The sequence below is a fragment of the Streptomyces sp. V4I2 genome (genome assembly GCF_030817655.1).
Classification (GTDB): Bacteria; Actinomycetota; Actinomycetes; order Streptomycetales; family Streptomycetaceae; genus Streptomyces; species Streptomyces plumbiresistens.
Genome location: NZ_JAUSZM010000003.1, coordinates 6,102,163 through 6,122,497, shown reverse-complemented (window position 1 = coordinate 6,122,497; position 20,335 = coordinate 6,102,163). Strand labels below are relative to the sequence as shown.

23 protein-coding genes are annotated in these 20,335 nt (G+C 71.6%); 9 read left to right on the top strand and 14 right to left on the bottom strand.

The genetic code is table 11. The annotated features are described in order from the left end of the window. Nucleotides 1-148: 148 nt before the first annotated feature. The gene (locus QFZ76_RS29020) at nucleotides 149-1,432 is read left to right on the top strand and encodes an ion channel protein (protein ID WP_307676484.1); all 1,284 of its coding nucleotides are present in this window, start codon (nucleotides 149-151) and stop codon (nucleotides 1,430-1,432) included. A 187-nt stretch (nucleotides 1,433-1,619) separates the two neighbouring features. On the opposite strand, the gene QFZ76_RS29015 is transcribed toward QFZ76_RS29020, so the two are convergent. The 7 genes from QFZ76_RS29015 to QFZ76_RS28985 all read right to left on the bottom strand — a co-directional run bounded on the left by QFZ76_RS29015 (nucleotide 1,620) and on the right by QFZ76_RS28985 (nucleotide 7,733). Beyond that, on the bottom strand, nucleotides 1,620-1,838 hold the full coding sequence (locus QFZ76_RS29015; protein WP_307676483.1) for a hypothetical protein: 219 nt from the start codon (nucleotides 1,836-1,838) through the stop codon (nucleotides 1,620-1,622). A gap of 216 nt (nucleotides 1,839-2,054) precedes the next feature. Then, nucleotides 2,055-2,783 (bottom strand): ABC transporter permease, encoded by a 729-nt coding sequence (locus QFZ76_RS29010; protein WP_307680158.1) that lies wholly within the window; start codon nucleotides 2,781-2,783, stop codon nucleotides 2,055-2,057. A 77-nt stretch (nucleotides 2,784-2,860) separates the two neighbouring features. Beyond that, nucleotides 2,861-3,844, bottom strand: coding sequence for an ATP-binding cassette domain-containing protein (locus QFZ76_RS29005; protein ID WP_307676482.1), 984 nt, complete (start codon nucleotides 3,842-3,844; stop codon nucleotides 2,861-2,863). A 94-nt stretch (nucleotides 3,845-3,938) separates the two neighbouring features. Then, the gene (locus tag QFZ76_RS29000) at nucleotides 3,939-4,580 is read right to left on the bottom strand and encodes a PadR family transcriptional regulator (RefSeq protein WP_266435807.1); all 642 of its coding nucleotides are present in this window, start codon (nucleotides 4,578-4,580) and stop codon (nucleotides 3,939-3,941) included. Nucleotides 4,581-4,618: 38 nt separating this feature from the next. Further along, complete coding sequence (locus QFZ76_RS28995) at nucleotides 4,619-5,167, bottom strand: DinB family protein (protein ID WP_307676481.1); 549 nt, start codon at nucleotides 5,165-5,167, stop codon at nucleotides 4,619-4,621. Nucleotides 5,168-5,324: 157 nt separating this feature from the next. Continuing rightward, nucleotides 5,325-6,785 carry an aldehyde dehydrogenase family protein gene (locus QFZ76_RS28990; RefSeq protein ID WP_307676480.1) on the bottom strand — a complete coding sequence of 487 codons (1,461 nt, stop codon included), beginning with the start codon at nucleotides 6,783-6,785 and terminating at the stop codon, nucleotides 5,325-5,327. Nucleotides 6,786-6,908: 123 nt separating this feature from the next. Continuing rightward, nucleotides 6,909-7,733 (bottom strand): helix-turn-helix transcriptional regulator, encoded by an 825-nt coding sequence (locus QFZ76_RS28985; RefSeq protein WP_266448232.1) that lies wholly within the window; start codon nucleotides 7,731-7,733, stop codon nucleotides 6,909-6,911. 343 nt (nucleotides 7,734-8,076) lie between these two features. Here QFZ76_RS28985 and QFZ76_RS28980 point away from each other — a divergent pair, with 343 nt between their 5' ends. Next, on the top strand, nucleotides 8,077-8,583 hold the full coding sequence (locus tag QFZ76_RS28980; protein ID WP_329338432.1) for an ATP-binding protein: 507 nt from the start codon (nucleotides 8,077-8,079) through the stop codon (nucleotides 8,581-8,583). An 82-nt stretch (nucleotides 8,584-8,665) separates the two neighbouring features. Here the strand turns inward: QFZ76_RS28980 and QFZ76_RS28975 are convergent, their stop codons facing one another. The 5 genes from QFZ76_RS28975 to rpmG all read right to left on the bottom strand — a co-directional run bounded on the left by QFZ76_RS28975 (nucleotide 8,666) and on the right by rpmG (nucleotide 11,057). Continuing rightward, entirely contained in the window at nucleotides 8,666-8,932 is a 267-nt protein-coding gene (locus QFZ76_RS28975) for a DUF397 domain-containing protein (protein WP_307676479.1), read from the bottom strand. A 295-nt stretch (nucleotides 8,933-9,227) separates the two neighbouring features. Next, nucleotides 9,228-9,464 carry a 30S ribosomal protein S18 gene (gene rpsR / locus QFZ76_RS28970; RefSeq protein ID WP_266435819.1) on the bottom strand — a complete coding sequence of 79 codons (237 nt, stop codon included), beginning with the start codon at nucleotides 9,462-9,464 and terminating at the stop codon, nucleotides 9,228-9,230. A 7-nt stretch (nucleotides 9,465-9,471) separates the two neighbouring features. Then, nucleotides 9,472-10,632, bottom strand: a complete 1,161-nt coding sequence (locus QFZ76_RS28965; RefSeq protein WP_373464369.1) for a GTP-binding protein — start codon at nucleotides 10,630-10,632, stop codon at nucleotides 9,472-9,474. Between the two features lie 4 nt (nucleotides 10,633-10,636). Next, on the bottom strand, nucleotides 10,637-10,885 hold the full coding sequence (locus QFZ76_RS28960) for a type B 50S ribosomal protein L31 (RefSeq protein ID WP_307676477.1): 249 nt from the start codon (nucleotides 10,883-10,885) through the stop codon (nucleotides 10,637-10,639). 7 nt (nucleotides 10,886-10,892) lie between these two features. After that, a complete protein-coding gene (gene rpmG, locus QFZ76_RS28955; RefSeq protein WP_015658813.1) occupies nucleotides 10,893-11,057 on the bottom strand; it encodes a 50S ribosomal protein L33 in 165 nt (54 codons plus the stop codon). A 62-nt stretch (nucleotides 11,058-11,119) separates the two neighbouring features. Here rpmG and rpmB point away from each other — a divergent pair, with 62 nt between their 5' ends. From rpmB to QFZ76_RS28935, 4 genes are all read left to right on the top strand, one after another. Beyond that, on the top strand, nucleotides 11,120-11,356 hold the full coding sequence (gene rpmB, locus QFZ76_RS28950) for a 50S ribosomal protein L28 (RefSeq protein ID WP_307676476.1): 237 nt from the start codon (nucleotides 11,120-11,122) through the stop codon (nucleotides 11,354-11,356). Continuing rightward, entirely contained in the window at nucleotides 11,356-11,661 is a 306-nt protein-coding gene (gene rpsN, locus QFZ76_RS28945) for a 30S ribosomal protein S14 (RefSeq protein ID WP_307676475.1), read from the top strand. Before rpmB ends, rpsN begins: the two co-directional genes overlap by 1 nt. 85 nt (nucleotides 11,662-11,746) lie before the next feature. Further along, the gene (locus QFZ76_RS28940) at nucleotides 11,747-12,298 is read left to right on the top strand and encodes a hypothetical protein (RefSeq protein ID WP_307676474.1); all 552 of its coding nucleotides are present in this window, start codon (nucleotides 11,747-11,749) and stop codon (nucleotides 12,296-12,298) included. 122 nt (nucleotides 12,299-12,420) lie between these two features. Further along, the gene (locus tag QFZ76_RS28935; protein WP_307676473.1) at nucleotides 12,421-12,972 is read left to right on the top strand and encodes a DUF4232 domain-containing protein; all 552 of its coding nucleotides are present in this window, start codon (nucleotides 12,421-12,423) and stop codon (nucleotides 12,970-12,972) included. 55 nt (nucleotides 12,973-13,027) lie between these two features. Here the strand turns inward: QFZ76_RS28935 and QFZ76_RS28930 are convergent, their stop codons facing one another. Further along, a complete protein-coding gene (locus QFZ76_RS28930; protein ID WP_307676472.1) occupies nucleotides 13,028-14,149 on the bottom strand; it encodes a DUF2786 domain-containing protein in 1,122 nt (373 codons plus the stop codon). A gap of 93 nt (nucleotides 14,150-14,242) precedes the next feature. Between QFZ76_RS28930 and QFZ76_RS28925 the strand changes: the two genes are divergently transcribed. Next, nucleotides 14,243-14,977 carry a Clp protease N-terminal domain-containing protein gene (locus QFZ76_RS28925; protein WP_307676471.1) on the top strand — a complete coding sequence of 245 codons (735 nt, stop codon included), beginning with the start codon at nucleotides 14,243-14,245 and terminating at the stop codon, nucleotides 14,975-14,977. Nucleotides 14,978-15,117: 140 nt separating this feature from the next. Continuing rightward, on the top strand, nucleotides 15,118-16,803 hold the full coding sequence (locus tag QFZ76_RS28920; protein WP_307676470.1) for a bifunctional 3'-5' exonuclease/DNA polymerase: 1,686 nt from the start codon (nucleotides 15,118-15,120) through the stop codon (nucleotides 16,801-16,803). A 13-nt stretch (nucleotides 16,804-16,816) separates the two neighbouring features. On the opposite strand, the gene QFZ76_RS28915 is transcribed toward QFZ76_RS28920, so the two are convergent. Continuing rightward, nucleotides 16,817-17,710 (bottom strand): glycosyltransferase family 2 protein, encoded by an 894-nt coding sequence (locus tag QFZ76_RS28915; RefSeq protein WP_307676469.1) that lies wholly within the window; start codon nucleotides 17,708-17,710, stop codon nucleotides 16,817-16,819. A gap of 236 nt (nucleotides 17,711-17,946) precedes the next feature. On the opposite strand from QFZ76_RS28915, the gene QFZ76_RS28910 reads away from it, so the two are divergent. Next, nucleotides 17,947-20,304 (top strand): SpoIIE family protein phosphatase, encoded by a 2,358-nt coding sequence (locus tag QFZ76_RS28910; RefSeq protein ID WP_307676468.1) that lies wholly within the window; start codon nucleotides 17,947-17,949, stop codon nucleotides 20,302-20,304. The last annotated feature ends 31 nt before the right edge of the window (nucleotides 20,305-20,335 follow it).

Here is a 20,335-nt window from a genome sequence, read left to right as displayed (position 1 = left end):
TCCCTTCTCGGTACGCACTCCACGGTGCGTCCTCACGTGACGTGAGGTGCAAGCCGGATTTCCCGGATTCCCCGGACAGGTGCGAGGCGGCGGGCCCGGCCGGATCCCTCCGGATGTTCCGCCGGTTTCGTCCGCTTATCGTGAGCCCGTGGCCCAGGACACCGTGCAGCAGGCACCCGCCGCCCCGGCGACCCCGGCGCGCGCCCTGCTGCCGTTGATCCTCCCCGCTCTCGTCGTAGGAGTGGGCGCGAGCCTGCTCTTCGTCGGGGTGAGCGCGGCGGCCGAGGAGCTCCAGGACGTGCTGTGGCAGGACCTGCCGGACGCGCTGGGGATCGGCCGGTACTCCGTGCTGTGGATGCTCGTCGTGCTCACCGCGACGGGCGCGGCGGTCGGGCTGGTGGTGTGGAAGGTGCCCGGGCACGCCGGTCCCGACCCGGCCACCACCGGCCTCGACGCTCCCGTTCTCCCGCCCGTCGTGCTGCCCGGGCTGGTGCTGGCGACCGGACTGATGCTCGCGGGCGGGCCGAGTCTCGGTCCCGAGAACCCGATCATCGCCGTGAACGTGGGGCTCGCCTTCTGGCTGGGCAGCCGACTGCTCCCGCGGGTTCCGGGCGGCCTGTGGCCGGCGCTGGCGGAGGCGGCGACGATCGGGGCCCTGTTCGGCACGCCGGTGGCGGCGGCGCTGCTCATCTCGGAGGCGCTGGCCGGGAAGCAGCTGAAGGGGGCGCTATGGGACAACGTCTTCGCGCCGCTGGTCGCGGCCGCGGCCGGCGCCCTGACGACCACCCTGGTGGCCCATCCGACCTTCGATCTGCATCTGCCCGCCATCGGGCGGCCCGGCTGGGGCGACCTGCTGGCGGTGCTGGTGGTCGCGTCGGCGGCGGCGCTGCTCGGCATGGCCGCCGTGTACGCCTTCCCGTACGTCCACGGCGCCTTCGCCCGGCTCGGGCACCCGATGCTGGCCCTTCCGGCGGGCGGGCTCGTGCTGGGCCTGCTGGCGGCCCTGGGCGGCCATCTGACGCTCTTCAAGGGGCTGGACGAGGTCGGCGAGCTGGCCCGCAGCCCCGAGGGCTGGTCGGCGGGAGAGTTCGCGACGATGGCGGTGGTGAAGCTGGCCGCGCTGCTCGTCGCCGCGTCCTGCGGCTTCCGGGGCGGGCGGATCTTCCCGGCCGTGTTCGTCGGCGTCGCCTTCGGGCTCGGTGCCCATGCCCTGGTGCCCGCCGTGCACCCGGCGGTCGGTGTCGCCGCGGGCGTCCTCGGGATGCTTCTCGCCATCACCCGGCAGGGCTGGGTGAGCCTGTTCACGGCCGCCGTGCTGGTGGCCTCCCCCGCGATCCTCGCCCTGCTCTGCATCGCCTCCCTGCCCGCCTGGCTCCTGGTGACGGGGCGTCCGCAGATGCAGCTGCGCAAGGACGGAACTCCGGTCGTCTGAACCCGCCGATGAACCCCCCGATCCCCTGAGAAGGCCCGCCCACGCCGCTCCACAAAGGCCCCGAGAAGCCCGACGAGCGTCCCCTGTCCGTCAATCCCTTCTACGGCGTGGCCAACCCGATCGGCGGCATGACCGAGGCTCCGCCCAAGCACCGGCTCCCGGACACTCCCCTGTCGCCCACGACCGCCTACGCGAAGCCGGTGCCGGCCACGAAGCCGGGCAGGTCCGGCGCGGACGGGGCACGAGGGGCCCCGGCGGCCCCCGCGTCCCCCCTCTCGCCCGCACGCGCGTCCGCCCACCCGGCCTCCGCACGCCCGTCCTCCGCCCCCGCGTCCACGCAAGCCGTCGCCAACGCCAGCACGCCCAGCGCTGCGGCCACCACCGCCCTGCCCCTGACCCACCTCATGGGAACCCCCCGATCCACCACAGATCCTCCGAAGCCGCCCGGCCGCGATGCACTGTCATTCCTGGTACACCGCTCGCCGCATCCGGGTTCCCACTCCCCCGCGACGACTTTTCGGAGCCGCCCTGCCGCCCCGGCCGGCACTCCACCCCGTCGCCCTGCCGCCCCGCCGACACTCCGCCCCGCCGACACTCCGCCCCGCCAACTCTCCGCACCGCCCTACTTGCTCAACCCCCGAAACCTGCGCACCGCCAACGGAAAGAACACCCCCAGCAGCACCAGCGGCCACACCACCGCCGCCCACACATGCCCCCGCTCCCCGCCCGGCCCGCCGAACAGGTCCCGTACCGCCGTCGCCGTCTGGGACATCGGGTTCCACTCGACCACCGTGCCCAGCCACCCCGGCATGGACTCGGGGGTCGCGATGGCGTTGGAGAGGAAGCCGACCGGCCAGACCAGGATCTGCACGGCCTGCACCAGCTCCGGTTTCCCGGCCACCATCGCCAGGTGGATGCCGATCCACAGCATGGCGAAACGGAACAGCAGGAGCAGCCCGACGGCTCCGAGGAGGCCGGAGACCCCGCCGTGCGGCCGCCAGCCGATCGCGTACCCGACTCCGATCATCACCGTGAGGCTCACCGCCGACTGGAGCATGTCGGCGGCCGAACGGCCCACCAGTACCGCGCTGTTGGCCATCGGCATGGACCGGAAGCGGTCGATCACGCCCTTGTTGAGGTCCTGCGTGACGGCGAGCATCGTGCCCTCCAGGCCGAAGGCCATGGTGAGCGCGAGCATGCCGGGGACCAGGTAGTCGACGTAGCCTCCTTCGACTTCCCGCCCACCGCCGACGAGGTAGCCGAACATCAGCAGCAGCATCACGGGAAAGACCAGGCCGACCACGACCTGCACCGGCTGCCGCGCCCAGTGGGCGAGTTCACGCCGGGTCATGGTCCAGGAATCGGTCAGTGCGTACGCGCGCGTGCCGTACCGGCTCGTGGCGTACGTGCTTGTGCTCGTACTCGTACTCACGCGGCCTCCTTCACTCGGTGGTCGCCCACTCGCTGGTCGCCCCCTCTGTCGTCGCCGGTGAGGTGCAGGAACACCTCGTCCAGCGTCGGGCGGCGCAGGGCCACGTCCTCCGCCTCGATGCCGGCCTCCTCCAGTGCCCGTACGACACCGGACAGTGCCGCCATGCGGTCGGTGACCGGCGCGCTGAGCAGCCGGCGGTCGGCGTCGACGGACACCTGCGACGCGGCGAGCGGCAAGAGGGCCACCGCCGCGCCCAGTTGGCCCGCGTCCCGAAGGACCACGTCGATTCGGTCGCCCCCGGTCAGCGCCTTCAGTTCGTCCGCCGTGCCGTCGGCGATGACGCGGCCCCGGTCGACGACCGAGATGCGGTCGGCGAGCTGGTCGGCCTCTTCCAGGTACTGCGTGGTCAGCAGGACCGTCGTACCGGCGCCCACGAGGGAGCGGACCGCGGCCCACACCTCGGCGCGGCCGCGCGGGTCGAGGCCGGTCGTGGGTTCGTCCAGGAAGAGGACCTCCGGGTCGGTGATGAGGGAGGCCGCCAGGTCGAGGCGGCGCCGCATGCCGCCGCTGTAGGCGCTGACGGGCTTGCGGCCGGTGTCGGCGAGGCCGAAGCGCTCCAGGAGCTCGCCGGCCCGCACGCGCGCGTGCCGGGCGCCCAGGTGGTACAGCCGGCCGAACATCTCCAGGTTCTGGCGGCCGGACAGCTCCTCGTCGAGGGCCGCGTGCTGGCCGAGCAGTCCGATACGGAAGCGGACCTCCTGGGAGCGGGTCACGAGGTCGTGGCCCACCACCTCGATCCGGCCCGCGTCGGGCCGCAGCAGGGTGGACAGGATGCGGACCAGGGTCGTCTTGCCCGCGCCGTTCGGCCCGAGCACGCCATGCACCGTCCCTCGCCCGACCCGTAGGTCGAGTCCGTCCAGTGCCTTCTTGTCGCCGTACTTCTTGTGTGCGCCTTCGACGGTGATCGCCGTGTCGGCCACTGCCACTCCCTTGCTCACTCGCCCGCCCACCCTCGTTAGTCAAACTTGACTACCTCAGCAAAGTATCACCGCGCATCGCATTGGTCAAACTTGATTAGCGGGCGTCTCCCGGATGCCGCTCATCCGTCGCGTACGGGTTCTCCTCGCCCTCGGCCAGGATGCCGACGAAGGGTTCGCCCTCACCCGCGAAGGTGTAGGCGCCCCCCTCGATGCGGGCGATCAGCCCCTGGGTCCACTCGGCCTCGGCGTCCGCCGTGTGGACCCAGAGGTTCATGATCTCGCCGATGTGGCCGAGTTGCTCCGGGCCCTCTTCGGGCACGTAGTGCTCGGTGACGGCGGAGCGCCACTCCTCGATGCGCCGGATCCGCTCCTTCAGGAGCGCCACGGCCTCGGCGCGCGGCAGCTCCACCATGAAGCCGATGGCCGCCGACTTGAGGTCCATCTTCTGGTCGTACGAGGTCAGCGCCTCGCGCACCAGCCTGAAGCACTCCTCGGTGCCGGCCTCGGTGAGCTCGTACTCCGTGCGCGGCGGGCCGCCCGCGGTGGACGGCGCGATCTCGTGCGCGTGCAGCAGACCCTGCTTGGCCATCTGCTTGAGCGCGTGGTAGATCGAGCCGGGCTTGGCGTTGGACCACTCGTGCGCGCCCCAGTACTCCAGGTCGTTGCGCACCTGGTAGCCATGGGCCCGGCCGTGCTGGCGCACCGCGCCGAGCACGAGGAGACGGATCGCTGACATGCGGTCCAGATTAGGCCGCCGCGTCGCGGCGCCGCGGGTCAGCCCCAGGAGGCGCCCTGCTCCTTGGCCACCAGTTCGAAGGCGGTGGCGCCGTCCAGGGACTCGCGGATGATGTCGGCGTGGCCGGCGTGCCGGGCCGTCTCGCGGATCAGGTGCAGCACGAGCCAGCGCATGGAGACGGCCTCGTCCGGCGGGAACCAGGGCTCGTTCGGGAGCGGGAAGGTGTCGTCGAGGCTCGGGACCGAGCGGACGAACACCTCCGTGTCGGCGGCGACCTTCTCCCAGTACGCCAGCTGCGCCTCCACGGTCTCGTCACCCACCAGCTCGAAACACTCGTGCCAGTTCGACTCGTCGCGCTTCACCACCGGCGCCTCGCCCTTCGCGCGGGCCACCCATCCCTGCTCGACCTCGGCGACGTGCTTGAGCAGACCGGCCAGGGACAGCTCGCTGGCGCTGGGGCGCGACGAGGCCTGCTCGTCCGTCAGCCCGAGCACCGCGCGCCGGATGCCGCCGCGCTGCTCGGCCAGGAAGGAGAGCAGCGCACCGCGCTCGTCGCCCTGCGCCTCGGCTCGCACGTGAGTGACCATGACCGGCCGCCTTTCGTCGGATTCGGGAAGTTCCGGGGTTTCCCCCGACACCGACGAAGCTACGGGCCGTTGCGGTCAGCTTCTGTCCGCAAGGCCGCGACAGCCGAAGAAACAGCAGCCGAAGAAACAGCGGCCGGAGAAAGGCCGCCGGTGAAACCTAGAAGGGGAACCCGCTCCGCCCGTGCTGCACCGAGATCCACTTCAGCGTGGTGAACGAGTCCGCCGTGTTGTCGCCGTTCAGGCGGCCGATGCCGGAGTGCTTCTCGCCGCCGAAGGGGACGAGCGGCTCGTCGTGGACGGTGCCGTCGTTCACGTGGAACATGCCGGTGTCGATCTGCTTGGCGAAGTTCACGCCGCGCTCGATGTCACCGGTGTGGACGGCGCCGCTCAGGCCGTACGGGGTGTCGTTGACGATGCGTACGGCCTCCTCCTCGCCGTCGAAGGGGACGAGGAAGACGACCGGGCCGAAGACCTCCTGCTGGAGCAGGGAGGAGCCGGCGGGGACGTCGGTGAGGACGGACGGCTCGACCAGGTTGTCCGTCCTGGTGCCGTGCACGAGCGCCGTGGCACCTTCGGTGATCGCCTGCTCGACGACGCCGGAAAGGGCCTCCGCCTGGGAGGAGTTGATGACCGGGCCGATGATGGTCTCGGGGTCGCGCGGGTCGCCGGCCTTCAGGGTCTTGACCTTGGCGACGAACTTCTCGGTGAACTCGTCGGCGACCGAACGGTCCACGAGGACCCGGTTCGCGGCCATGCAGACCTGGCCCTGGTGGACGAACCGGCTGAAGACCGCGGCGTCGACGGCGTAGTCGATGTCCGCGTCGTCGAGGACCACCAGTGCGCTGTTGCCGCCCAGTTCGAGGACCGAGCGCTTGAAGTTCGCGGCGCAGACGGTGGCGACATGGCGGCCGACCTTGTCGGAGCCGGTGAAGGAGATGACCTTCGGGATCGGGTGCTCGATGAAGGCGTCGCCGATCTCCGCGATGTCCGTGATGACGACGTTGAGCAGACCGCCGGGCAGGCCCGCGTCCTCGAAGATCTTCGCGACCAGGGAGCCGCCGACGATCGGCGTGTTCTGGTGCGGCTTGAGGACGACGGCGTTGCCGAGGGCGAGCGCGGGGGCGACCGACTTGAGCGACAGCAGGAACGGGAAGTTGAAGGGGCTGATCACGCCCACGACGCCGACCGGCACGCGGTAGAGGCGGTTCTCCTTGCCGTCGACCGGCGACGGGAGGATCCGGCCCTCGGGGCGCAGCGCCAGGTGGATCGACTCGCGCAGGAACTCCTTGGCGAGGTGGAGCTCGAAGCCGGCCTTCAGCCGGGTGCCGCCGAGCTCGGCGATGATCACCTCGGCGATCTCCTGCTCGCGCTCCTCGACCAGTCCGAGGGCCTTCTCGAAGACGGCGCGGCGCGCGTACGGGTTGGTCTCGGCCCACGTCTTCTGGGCGCGGGCGGCCGCCTGGTACGCCTCGTCGACCTCGTCGACCGTGGCTATCGTGATCGATGCCAGCTTCTCGTCGTCGTACGGGTTGAAGTCGATGATGTCCCAGGAGCCTGTGCCCGGGCGCCACTCACCGTCGATGTACTGCTGAGCCAGGTCGGTGAAGTAGGACGACATGTGATCCCCAAATCACTAGCAGACACACGATCAACGTCACGGTCTGATCACACGTCATCGTACTTGCGTCTCAAGCGAGTTGGGCACTCTGGGCAATCTTCTGGGGAGAACCTGGGGAAAACCCTAGGACAGCTGGAGGAGACCCCGCAGAAGATCCCGGCTCTCGTCCGGCCCGGGGCTGTCCTGCTGGAGTTCCTTCAGCGCCTTCTCGTACTGGGCGACGTCCTCGTGCTTGTCCAGGTACAGCGCGCTGGTGAGCTGCTCCAAGTACACGACGTCGGACAGGTCGGACTCCGGGAAGGAGAGGATCGTGAACGCGCCGCTCTCGCCGGAGTGCCCGCCGAAGCTGAACGGCATTATCTGCAGCCGGACGTTGGGGCGCGCGGAGATCTCGATCAGGTGCTGGTACTGACCGCGCATCACCTCGCGGTCGCCGTAGGGGCGGCGCAGGGCGGCCTCGTCCAGGACGATGTGGCACTCGGGGGCGTCGTCCTCCAGGAGGTACTTCTGCCGCTCCAGGCGCAGCGCCACGCGCCGCTCGACGTCCTCCGCGCTCGCGCCCTTCATGCCGCGCCGCACGACCGCGCGCGCGTACGCCTCGGTCTGCAACAGGCCGTGCACGAACTGGACTTCGTAGGCGCGGATCAGGGACGCCGCGCCCTCCAGGCCGACGTAGGTGGGGAACCAGCTCGGCAGCACGTCCGAGTAACTGTGCCACCAGCCCGCGACGTTGGCCTCCTTGGCGAGGGAGAGCAGCGAGTTGCGCTCCGCCTCGTCCGTGATGCCGTACAGCGTCAGCAGGTCCTCCACGTCCCGTGTCTTGAAGCTCACCCGGCCCAACTCCATCCGGCTGATCTTCGACTCGGAGGCGCGGATCGAGTACCCCGCGGCCTCGCGGGTGATTCCGCGCGCCTCACGCAGTCGCCTGAGTTGCGAGCCGAGCAGCATCCGCCGCACCACCGATCCGGGCTCTCCCGCGCTCACGTTCGTCAGCCTCCCCAACCGTCTTCAGACGCCGAAGTCTGCCACTAAAACACTCCGAGCAGTACTCGTCCGATTACAGAGATGGAAATAATTGATCCATCCGCACAGTGGGCAGACAGGTTCTGGGGAGGAGTGGGCAAGAAGTCGGGGAGAAGGTGGCGGAAAAATTGGCCAACAAGCGGTACGGGAGGGTCCAATTCGGTCACGTGCACGTGCATCTGCCCTTGCATCTGCTGTACGCATCCGAAACCATGGTCCCGCGCAACCGCTGCATCGCAACGACCGCGACCTCCCGGGAGTGCCTCGCATGGGGACGAATGGATCGACCATGCTCGAGCCGTTACGGCAGGGCCTTCCGCCGCTGGACCCCGCGGCCGTGTCCAACGCCGCTTCATGTGCCCTGCCCGCTCGCTACGAAGCCGTGCGCGAGGCACGGCAGTTCACCGGCAGAACACTGGACGGGTGGGATCTGGGCGACCGTTTCGACGACGTCTGTCTGGTGGTCTCGGAGCTGGTGACCAACGCGCTGCGGCACGCACTGCCGGCCAACACCCCGCGCGTACCGGAGCAGAGCCCGCCCGTGCGGCTGCATCTGATGCGGTGGACCGAGCGGTTGGTGTGCGCGGTGCGCGACCCCAGCGCGGACAGTCCCATCGCCCGCGAGGCAGACGACTTCTCGGCGGAGTCCGGCCGCGGACTGTTCCTCGTCGACTCCTTCAGCGACAGCTGGGGCTGGCATCCGCTGGCGGGCACGCTGGGCGGGAAGGTCGTCTGGGCGCTGTTCCGGCTGCCCCAGCCGCAGTCCGGCGAATGAGGAACCCCGGCGTTTTCCGACGCCGGGGTTCTACGCGCGTTACGCGGAGCAACAGCGACATTACGGTCCGGAGCGGCCCGGCTCAGCTCACTATCAGGTGGTCGAACTCGCCGTCCTTGATGCCGAGCAGCATCGCCTCGATCTCGGCGCGGGTGTAGACGAGCGCCGGTCCGTCGGGGAAGCGCGAGTTGCGTACGGCCACCTCGCCGCCGGGGAGCCGGGCGAACTCCACGCAGGAGCCCTGGGAGTTGCTGTGCCTGCTCTTCTGCCAGGCCACCCCGTCCAGCCTGGGGGCCGGCATGCCGTTGTACACGCCGGACGCGTCAACGTCGTACACGTCGTGGTCCACAGGTCGCTCCCCGGTGGTGCACTGGCTGATGAGGCCATTGATGCATGGTCAACTGAACCGGATCATAGCCCTGTTCATGTGCAGACGCATGGGCGGATGCATCTGCAGATGCACGTGCACGGGGGGTGTTCCTGCGGTTACAGCTTTGCCGGACGTTTTACCGATGCCGCCGCGCACCAAGGCTTGCCTTGGAAAGAGACGCATTGCACGGCGTTCGTGTTCCATCGGCCGGGCGATGGCCGGGAATGGACCGTCGCCCGGCCGGTGGCCACGGTGCGATACCGGGGAGCCGCCGTCAGCGGCTGGAGTACGGCAACAGTGCCATCTCCCGCGCGTTCTTGATCGCGCGGGCCAGCAGTCGTTGCTGCTGAGCGGTGACGCGGGTGACCCGGCGGCTGCGGATCTTGCCGCGGTCCGAGATGAACTTCCGCAGCAGATCGGTGTCCTTGTAGTCGATGTACGTGATTTTGGCCTGATCCAGCGGATTGGGCCGGTTCTTGACGGGCTTGCGGTCGGTCTTGCGGGGCGGCATGGCGGGGTCAGACCTCCAGGAGGGTGTCGAAGGCGGGCGGCAGCCGCTTCCAGGCGTCGCGCCCGGCGGCGTACTCGGTGTCGGTCAGCAGGCAGGACTCCAGCAGCGACTCCAGTCCGTCGCGGTCGAGGCCGGGGGACGTGAAGACGAGGTGCTGGCAGCAGTCGCCGTGCTCGGGGTGCCAGTCCAGCGCGGCGGCGGCGCGGCGCACCGGCGGGACCATCTCCCAGGCCGCGTCCGGAAGGGACACGAGCCACGGGCCCGCGCTCTCCACGCACAGCGCCCCGCCGGCCGCGTCCCAGTGCAGCAGCGCGTCCGGCTTGTCGGCGAGCCAGAACCGGCCCCGGCTGCGGGCGGCGGCACAGGTGATGTCCTCCAGGGCCTCGTACAGCCGCTCCGGGTGGAAGGGGCGGTGCCGGCGCCAGACGAGGGTGGACACGCCGTGCGCGTCCGCCTCGGCGGGCAGCAGGGCGCACGCGGGGTGCTGGGCGGCCGCTGCGGCTTCCACGTCGAAGCCGGCGAGGGCGGCGCGGGCGAGTTCCTGCCCGGCGCCCGCCAGGTCGCCGTGGCCGATCGGGACCTGGCGGGCCGTCGGATGCAGCTGGGCCAGCAGCTCCCGGTCCTCGTCGTCGGCCTCCGGGGAGTCGGCCAGGGCGAGGACGGGGGCGTACTCCAGCTGCCGTGCGAAGGTGTCGGCGACCGTCCGCTGGTCGGTGGCCGCGGCGGCGAGGCCGCCCTCGGCCAGGTCGTCGCCGTTGGCCAGGTACGGCAGGACGAGCGCCGGGTCGACGGCGGTGATCACGCCGGTGACGGTGAGCCCACCGGCCGCGACCACCTCGGCCATGGCCTTGGGCTCGACGGAGTCCCACAGCTCGACGACCGCGAGGTGGGTCGCGCCGACGTCGGCGAGCCGACGCAGTTCGGGCACCAGGTCCTCGCGGAGCGCGCAGCAGGCGCAGTCGTTGACCAGGGGTGCCTCGCCGGCGTCGATGATGCCGGTGGCGTCACGGATGGTCCGTACGACGGTGCCGGCCGTGGCGGTCGCCAGGTCGTGGTGGAGTACGACGCTGCCGGGCACGTCGGCGAGCAGCCGTGCGACGGCCGCCCTGCGGGCGTCGGCGTGCAGCCCGCCGACGATCACGACGGAGAGTGCGGAAGGCACAGCCACCGTTCTAGCCCTGCTTTCCGTACCGGCGTTCGAAGCGCTCGACGCGCCCGGCGGTGTCCAGGACGCGGGCGGTGCCCGTGTAGAAGGGGTGGCTGACGTCGGAGATCTCGACGTCGACGACCGGGTAGGTGTTGCCGTCCTCCCACTCGACCGTCTTCTCGCTGGTCATCGTCGAGCGGGTGAGGAAGGCGTAGTCCGCGGCGCGGTCGCGGAAGACGACGGGGCGGTACTCCGGGTGGATTCCCTTGCGCATGGCGGTGTCAGCGCTCCTCTCGGAAGTCGACGTGGCGGCCGGCGACCGGGTCGTACTTGCGCAGCGTCATGCGGTCCGGGTCGTTGCGGCGGTTCTTGCGGGTGACGTAGGTGAAGCCGGTCCCGGCGGTGGACCGGAGCTTGATGACCGGGCGGAGTTCGTTGCGAGCCATGCTGGTATCTTACTGAAAATGAATTCCATTTCTACAACTGCTTCGAGAGAGGTGCATCACCCGTGTCCGCCCACTGCATGCTGACCGGCGCCCAGCCCGGCTTCGGCAACCGCATCTCCCACTCCCACCGGCGCACCTCGCGCCGCTTCGACCCCAACATCCAGCCCAAGCGCTACTGGCTGCCGAGCGAGGGCCGGCACGTACGACTGCGACTGAGCACCAAGGGGATCAAGACCGTCGACACGATCGGCGTCGAGGCGGCCGTGGCCCGGATCCGGGCGCGAGGGGTGAAGGTCTGATGGCGAAGAAGAGCAAGATCGCGAAGAACGAGCAGCGGCAGGTGATCGTCGCGCGGTACGCGGCCCGCCGGGCCGAGCTGAAGGAGATCATCCGGCGGCCGTCCTCGACGGAGGCCGAACGGCTCGCCGCCCAGGAGGAGTTGCGCCGGCAGCCGCGGGACGCCAGCGCCACCCGGGTCCGCAACCGCGACCAGGTGGACGGACGGCCCCGCGGCTACTTCCGTGCCTTCGGGCTGTCCCGGGTGGGGCTGCGTGAGCAGGCGCACGCGGGGTACCTGCCGGGCGTTCGCAAGTCGTCCTGGTAGGCCCGGTTACGCCCTGGTAGCTTGCTGCGGTCCTTTCCGGCCGACTCGGCCGACGGGGCGACCGGCTACAGCTTGGGAGCTTCCAGTGACTTCGGCGACCTTCTCGCGTACGGCGGCGCGGCGGCGGGTGCGGACCGCCGCCGCGGCCGCGGCCCTGGCCGGTGCGCTCACCCTGACCGCGTGCAGCGGTGACGGCGGCTCCGACGACGAGGCCTCCGGCGGCCCCAGCCCGTCCGCGAGCGCGAGTGCGTCCGGGAGCGCGTCCGGGAGCGCGGACACCGGCGGTGCGACCGGCGGCAGCGAGGGGGGCACGGCCGCGTCCGACGAGCTGGAGGGCAGCTGGCTCGCGACCACCGACGGCAAGGCCGTGGCGCTGGTGATCACCGGTGCCAAGGCCGGGCTCTTCGCCACCGACGGGGCGGTGTGCAGCGGCACCGCCGGCGAGGAGTCGGGCGCGGAAACGATCCGCCTCAAGTGCTCGGACGGCAGCAAGAAACGGGCCGAGGGCACGGTCGACTCCGTCGGCGGGTCGACGCTCGAGGTGACCTGGGAGGGCGGTCTCGGCACGGAGACCTACACCAGGTCGGAGGGCGGGCAGCTGCCGAGCGAGCTGCCGACGGCGAGCCTGGGGTCCTGAGTTTCCGTGTTTCCGTCCCGGGCGACCGGGTCTCCTGGGCGGGGCGGGCAACCGCACCACCGCCTGATGCGTGATGATCCATGCACTCGACCATCGGCATCACGCTCCCCCAGAGGACCCTCATGCGCACCGCCCCTTCCCTGGCCGCAGCCACCCTCGCCGCAGCCCTCCTCCTCACCGCCTGCGACGACAGCGGCAGCAATGACGACGGCGGCGGCGGCGCCGCGGAGACCGGCAAGGCGAGCGCCGCGAGCACCGCCTGCAAGCTCGACGAGGTCACCGTCGAGGTCGGGCCCGCCGCCGAGGCCCCGGCCGCCGGGGACACGGGCAGCGTCCTCGTCACGATCACCAACAGCGCCACCGAGTGCACCCTCGACGGCCTCCCCACCGTCGGCCTCCAGGCGGGCGACACCTCGACGGACGTCCCCGCGGACCCGGCCGCCACGGCCCAGAAGCTGACCCTCGCCGCGAACCAGGCCGTGTCCTTCACCATCACCTACGTCCGGGGCGAGGCGGGCGGCGCGCAGAGCCTCGCCGTGAAGACCGGGAAGTTCAGCCTGCCCGGGGCCACGGCCACGCACGGCTTCCCGTGGTCGTACGGCGAGGTCGCGCTGAAGGGCGACGGGAGCGAGCCCGACGCCACGGTGAGCGGGTTCCAGCAGGTCGGCGACTGACCCGGCCGACAGGTGCGCGGCCTCCTCAGCGGCCTCCTCAGCCTCAGCGGCCTCCTCAGCCGAGCGGCCGGCGCGCCCGGACCTGGGCCCGGTCGGCCGCCTGGGACCCCTCCGTCCAGCCCGCCTCGTCGCTGACGCCGCGCAGGCGGGTGGTGGTGGTCTCCGGGAACATGCGGTCGAGGTGGTCGGCGACAGCGACCTCGCGGGTGGCGAGGACCGGCAGCAGATCGTCGGTGACCTGGGTGTCCGCCGCCGCGGCCAGACGCGTGCCGACGCGGTGGGCATAGGCCGCGAGGAAGGACTGCCGGAAGGTCTTGGTCCGCTTACGGCCGCCCGCGCGCTGCGCCGCCTCCGCCTTCGCCATCGCGGACTGGGCCTGGACGAGCAGCGAGGTGTAGAGCAGCTCGACCACCTCCAGGTCCGGTTCGAAACCGACGACGGTGGTGAAGCCGAAGGGTTCGTTCCACACGGCCCGGCAGTGGTTCGCCGTGGCGACCGCGTCCAGCAGCACCGCCTTGGCCTGCTCGTACGGCGGCTCGACCCCGATCCGGCAGGCGCCGGGGGCGTCGGCCGCGGGCGCCCCGGCCGCGAGCAGCGCCTCGTCGACACTGTGCCGGGCCATCAGCTCCTGCGCCTTGGCACTGAGCGCCTCGGCCTCCTCGGGGAAGCCGGTCGCCTCCGCCTTGGCGAGGAGGGCGCGGATACGGGCGAGCATGCGGGACTCGGACTTGGAGTGGTGCCGGGCGGCGGCGGGCTGCTCCAGGGGCTCGATCGCGGGCAGGCTCAGGAGGAGGCGGTACAGCTCCAGAACGACGGTCGCGTACGAGAAGCGGTCCGTGCGGGGCGGGGCCTCGGCGGCCTCGGCGGCCTCGGCGGCCAGTTCGTCGAGCTGGGCGGTCCAGCGGGGGCCGCGCGGACGGTCGTACGCCGCCTGGGAGCGGATCAGCGCGGACAGCACGCGCGCGTGTACGTCCTCCAGCTCGCGCCGCACGATCCGTACGACGTCGGCGGGCTGCCAGCCGCGCCGCCAGGCCGTCGCCACGAACTCCTGGCCCCGCCGGTCGAGTTCGGCGTCCGCCGTGGGGTCGGCCGCGAGGAGGGAGGCGCCGGTGTCGAGGGCGGAGTCGGTGTCGGCGTAGAGGGCGACCTGGAAGGCGCGTTCGACGGTGCTGCTCACCGGACGATCGTCTCACTCCGGAACTCGCGTCACGGACCCGCTGGGTGTCAACCCGAGGTTGACACCCGCCTACTGTCAACCTAAGGTTGACACATGACGACGAACCCCAACATCACGTCATCCGTACGTCTCGACGACCTGATCACGGCCATCAAGAAGGTCCACGCCGAGCCCCTCGATCAGCTCCAGGACGCGGTGCTCGCCGGTGAGCACCTCGGCGAGGTGGCCGACCATCTGATCGGTCACTTCGTGGACCAGGCGCGGCGCTCGGGCGCCTCCTGGACGGACATCGGCCAGAGCATGGGCGTCACCCGGCAGGCCGCGCAGAAGCGGTTCGTGCCGAAGGAGTCGGCGGGCCTCGATCCGAACTCCGGCTTCAGCCGCTACACGCCCCGCGCCCGCAACACGGTGATGGCCGCCCACAACGAGGCGATCGCGGCCCGCAACCCCGAGGGCCGCCCCGAGCACCTGGTCCTCGGCCTGCTGGCCGAACCGGACGGCCTGGCCGCCAAGGCGATCACCGCGCAGGGCGTCCTCCTGGACTCCGTGCGCCAGGCCGCCACCGCCGCGCTGCCGCCCGCCGCCGAGGAGGTCCCGGAGCTCGTCCCCTACGGCTCCGACGCCAAGAAGGTCCTGGAGCTCACCTTCCGCGAGGCCCTCCGCCTCGGCCACAACTACATCGGCACCGAGCACATCCTGCTCGCCCTGCTGGAGTTCGAGAACGGCGAGGGCGTCCTGTCCGGCCTCGGCATCACCAAGCCGGCGGTGGAGGGGAACATCGCGGCGGCACTCGCCGAGGTCACGGTGAAGCTCGGCGAACAGGACTGAACAGGTCGGAGCAGGCCGGTCAGGACTGAGCAGGCCGGTCAGGCCGGAGAGGGCCGGTCGGGCCGGAGCAGGACTGAGCAGGCCAATCAGGCCGGAGCAGGTCAGAGGCCGTTGTCAGACCCTCCTGCCACACTCGCAGCATGACCGACCGGTGGGCTCTCGCTCCGGCCGAGGACGGTGGCGTGGAGTTCGCCCCCCTCGGCCCCGGCGGGCTGCTCGCCGGGCCGGTGCGGCGGGCGCCGGACCCCGCCGAGGCGGTACGGGGCCTGCCGGACGTCACGCGCTGGGTGTGGCGGTCCACGGCCGAGACGTACCCGCGTCTGCTCGCCACGGGGGTGCGAGTGGAGCGGTGCTACGACGTCGAGGACGCGGAAACGCTGCTGCTGGGCCACGAGGGGCGCTCCGGCGAGCCGCGTTCGGCGGCCGCCGCCCTGGCCCGGCTGCGCGGCGGCCCCGTACCGCCGGATCCGCCGCAGCGGTCCGCCGAACCGGGCTCGCAGTCGCCCCTGTTCGAGCCGCAGTCCGTGCACCTGCCGCTGACGGACCTGGTCGAGGTGTACGCCGAGCAGCAGCGTCGGCACGAGGCCACCGCGCACCCGGACCGGATGCGGCTGCTGACGGCGGCCGAGTCGGCGGGGATGCTGGTGGCCGCCGAGATGAACCGGTCCGGACTGCCGTGGAGCGCCGACGTCCACCGCCGGGTGCTGCACGAACTGCTCGGCGAGCGGTACGCGGGCGGTGGTGAGCCCCGGCGCCTGGCCGAACTCGCCGACGAGGTGTCCGCCGCCTTCGGCCGCCGGGTCCGCCCCGACCTGCCCGCCGACGTGGTCAAGGCGTTCGCGCAGGCCGGGATCAAGGTGAAGTCGACGCGGCGCTGGGAGCTGGAGTCGGTAGACCATCCGGCCGTGAAGCCGCTCGTCGAGTACAAGAAGCTGTACCGCATCTGGGTCGCGCACGGCTGGTCCTGGCTGCAGGACTGGGTGCGCGAGGGCCGCTTCCGGCCGGAGTTCCAGGCGGGCGGGACCGTCACCGGCCGCTGGGTGACCAACGGGGGAGGCGCGCTGCAGATCCCCAAGGTCATCCGTCGGGCCGTGGTGGCCGATCCCGGCTGGCGGCTCGTCGTCGCCGACGCCGACCAGATGGAGCCGCGCGTCCTCGCGGCGATCTCCCGCGACCCCGGGCTGATGGAGGTGGCCGGCCGGGAGACCGACCTGTACCAGTCCGTCTCCGACCGCGCCTTCTCCGGCGACCGCGCCCAGGCCAAACTCGCCGTGCTCGGCGCGGTCTACGGCCAGACCTCCGGCGACGGGCTCAAGAACCTCGCGGCGCTCAGACGCCGCTTCCCGCGCGCGGTGGCCTACGTCGACGACGCGGCCCGCGCGGGCGAGGAGGGTCGGCTCGTACGGACCTGGCTCGGCCGGACCTGCCCACCGGCGGCCGGGACGGGCGACGACGCCTCCGAGGAGGCGGGCATCCCCGCCGCGGAGGACGAGTCCGGGGACCGGCAGTGGGTGCCCGGGTACGCCTCCACCGACGCCCGCGCCCGCGGCCGCTTCGCCCGCAACTTCGTCGTCCAGGGCAGCGCCGCCGACTGGACGTTACTGCTGCTCGCCGCACTGCGGCAGTCCTGCGCCAACATGGCGGCCGAACTGGTGTTCTTCCAGCACGACGAGGTGATCGTGCACTGTCCCGAGGAGGAGGCCGAGGCGGTCGTGGCCGCGATCCGGGAGGCGGCGGAGCTGGCGGGCCGGCTGACGTTCGGGGAGACGCCGGTGCGGTTTCCGTTCAGCACGGCGGTGGTGGAGTGTTATGCGGACGCGAAGTGAGTCCCCCTCCTTGTCAGATGACCGGCGGACGCCCCAGTCGGCTGAGCCGCCAGACGGTCCGCCAGCGCATCGGGCGCCGCTCACCGGCAGGCTCCCGTACGCCTTCGACGAATCCGCCGAACCACGCGCGCAATCCGGCCGCCGACCGTACCCGCAGCAGCGTGAGCAGCGTCCACACGCCCAGGTGCAGGGGAATCAGCGCGAGGGGCAGCCGGCGGCGGACCAGCCAGACCCGGTTGCGGGCGTTCACCCGGTAGTAGATGGCGTGCCGGGCGGGCGAGGTCTTCGGGTGCTGGAGCAGCAGCTCGGGCGCGTACAGGATCCGCCAGCCGCCGTCGGCGGCCCGCCAGGCCAGGTCGGTCTCCTCGTGGGCGAAGAAGAACTCGGCGGGCCAGTCCCCGATCTCGCCGAGCATCGTCATACGGAAGGCGTGTCCGCCGCCGAGGAACCCGGTGACGTACCCGCCGCGCATCGGATCGGCGGAGCCGACGCGGGGGACGTGCCGCTGCTGCGTCTCCCCGAGCTCGTCGGCGATGCGGAAGCCGACGATGCCCAGGCGCGGGTCGGCGGCGAACAGCTCCGCCACGCGGCGCAGCACATCGGCGTCGACGAGGAGCCCGTCGTCGTCCAGCTCGACCACGACGTCGACGTCCCCGAACTCCCGCAGCCGGGCCAGCGCCACGTTCCGCCCGCCGGGGCAGCCGAGGTTCTCCTCGACGTCGATGGTGGTGACCTCGCCGGGCAGCGACAGCCGCGCGGCGAACTCGGGCAGCCGGCAGCCGTTGCCGACGATCACGATGCGCCGGGGGGCCAGGTCCTGCTTGGCCACGGACTCCAGCAGCGCGTCGACTTCCGCCGGCCGGTTCCCCATGGTCACCACGGCGACACCGATCCTCGGTTCCCGCACGTTCTCACCCCAATCCCGGCCGGCTATCGCGCTCGCGATGCTAGCCGTTCACTGTAAGGACTCCCTAAGTACAAGTCCGGCAATGACAACAGTCGGGCGATGACAAACATCGGGCGATGACGACGACATCGCCGGACGGCACCGCAACCCACTCGACCAAGTCCGACTTGTCCGTTTCTGGTGCGACGGGCACGCTGAAGACTATGAGTGACACGCCCGGCACGAATTGAGCAAGGATGGACACCGGAGCCGCCACGGCCACCATCAGCCCCCGAGGCACCGTCACGGGCTGGAGCGAGGGAGCTCGGCGGCTGCTGGGCTACCGCGCCTCGGACGTGGTCGGGCACTCCGCGGCCGGCCTGCTCGCCGTGGAAGGCTCCCGCCCGGCCGGGTTCACCCGGACCGACTCGCGGGAGTGGAGCGGCACGGCGGCCTTCCGTCACCAGGACGGCCGTCGCGTCGAGCTGGCCCTGCACTCCTACCCCTCGCTGGACGGCGACGAGAAGGCCCAGGGGTTCGTCGTGACCGCCACCGCGGACACCTCCGAGCCGGGATACGACCGCAGGATGGTGGAGTGGGCGTGCGCCCAGTCCTCTGTTGCCATGTCCACTTTCACCACACGCTCGCGCCACTGGCGGCCGAACACCGTGGCGTCGGCGGACACCGGCTCGCCCTACCCGGACGTCCTCGACGGGGAGGGCGCCGACGAGGGATTTTTGCGGTTCGTCGACCAGGTGGCCCAGGACGCGGAGCCGATGCGCTACGAGCGCTTCGCACCGGGCACGTCCTCCTCCCGCCAGCACGCCTGGATCATCGAGATGTGGCCCGTCAGGGACCCCTCCACCGGCCGGGTGTGCGGGGTCGGCACCGCGGCGTTCGACAGCAGCGACCAGCACTGGGCCCGGCAGAGGCTGGCCCTGCTGAACGAGGCGGGCGCCTGTATCGGCACCACCCTGAACGTGGAGCGCACCGCCCAGGAACTCGCCGATCTGGCCGTACCCCGGCTCGCCGACTTCGTCAGCGTGGACCTTCTGGACTCCGTGACCCGAGGGGAGGAGCCGGTCCCGGGCCCGGTCGACGCGGCCGTGGTGCTGCGCCGGGTCGCCCACCAGTCCGCCGCCGAGGGAGTGCCCGAGGCCGCCGTGCACCTCGGCCACGTCGACACCTACCCCGCCTTCTCGCCCCCCGCCCGCTGCCTGGCGACCGGCCGCCCCGTGCTCAGCGGGACCGACGACCCCGACTTCGTCCAGTGGATCACCCGGCACGAGGCCAGAAGCGCCAGCGTGCGGGCGTACGGCTTCCACTCGATCATGGCGGTCCCGCTGCTGGCCCGCGGGATCACGCTCGGCGTGGCGGTCTTCGCCCGGGGCAGTTCCTCGGACGCCTTCGAGCAGGACGATCTGCTCCTCGCCGAGGAACTCGCGGGCCGGGCGGCGGTCGGCATCGACAACGCCCGCCGCTACACCCGGGAGCACGCCAACGCCCTCGCCCTCCAGCGCAGCCTGCTGCCCCACGGCCTGCCCCGACAGGCGGCCGTCGAGGTCGCGTACCGCTATCTGCCGGCCGGTACGGGGGCCGGCGTGGGCGGCGACTGGTTCGACGTGGTTCCCCTGTCCGGCACCCGGGTCGCCCTGGTCGTCGGCGACGTGGTCGGACACGGCCTGCACGCCTCCGCCACCATGGGACGGCTCCGCACGGCGGTGCGCACCCTCGCCGACGTCGACCTGCCCCCGGACGAACTCCTCACCCACCTCGACGACCTGGTCACCCATCTCACCTACGACGACGAGAGCATCCCCGAGGAGATGCCGTCGGCCGGCGAGATCGGCGCCACCTGTCTGTACGCCGTCTACGACCCGGTCTCCCGCGTCTGCACCCTCGCCAGCGCCGGCCACCCCCCGCCCGTCGTGCTCTATCCCGACGGCACGGTCAGCGTGGTCAAGCTCTCCCCCGGGCCGCTCCTGGGCGTCGGCGGCCTGCCCTTCGAGGCCACCGAACTGGAACTGCCCGAGGGCACCCTGCTCGCCTTCTACACCGACGGCCTGATCGAGGCCCGCGACCACGACATCGGCCTCGGCCTCGACCGGCTGTGCGAGTCCCTCGGCTCCCCCACCCCCTCGCTGGAGGTCACCTGCGACGCGGTACTCAAGGCGCTCCTCCCCGACAGCCCCGACGACGACGTGGCCCTGCTCCTCGCCCGCACCCGCGCCCTGCACACCGACCAGGTCGCCGCCTGGTCCCTGCCGTCCGACCCGGCGATCGTCGCGGACGCCCGCGCCCAGGCCTCCCGCCAGCTGGCCCTCTGGGGGCTTCAGGAAGCGGCGTTCGTCACCGAACTCGTGGTGAGCGAGCTGGTCACCAACGCCATCCGGTACGGGGCGGTCCCGATCGGCCTACGGCTGATCCGCGACCGAACGCTGATCTGCGAGGTCTCCGACGCCAGCAGTACCGCGCCGCACCTGCGCCGCGCCCGTACCTACGACGAGGGCGGACGCGGGCTGCACATGGTCGCCCAGCTCACCCAGGGCTGGGGCACCCGCCAGACCCCGACCGGCAAGACCATCTGGGCCGAACAACCCCTGCCGGTCAGCTGAAGATGACGAGACCGACGCAGAATCCCAGCGC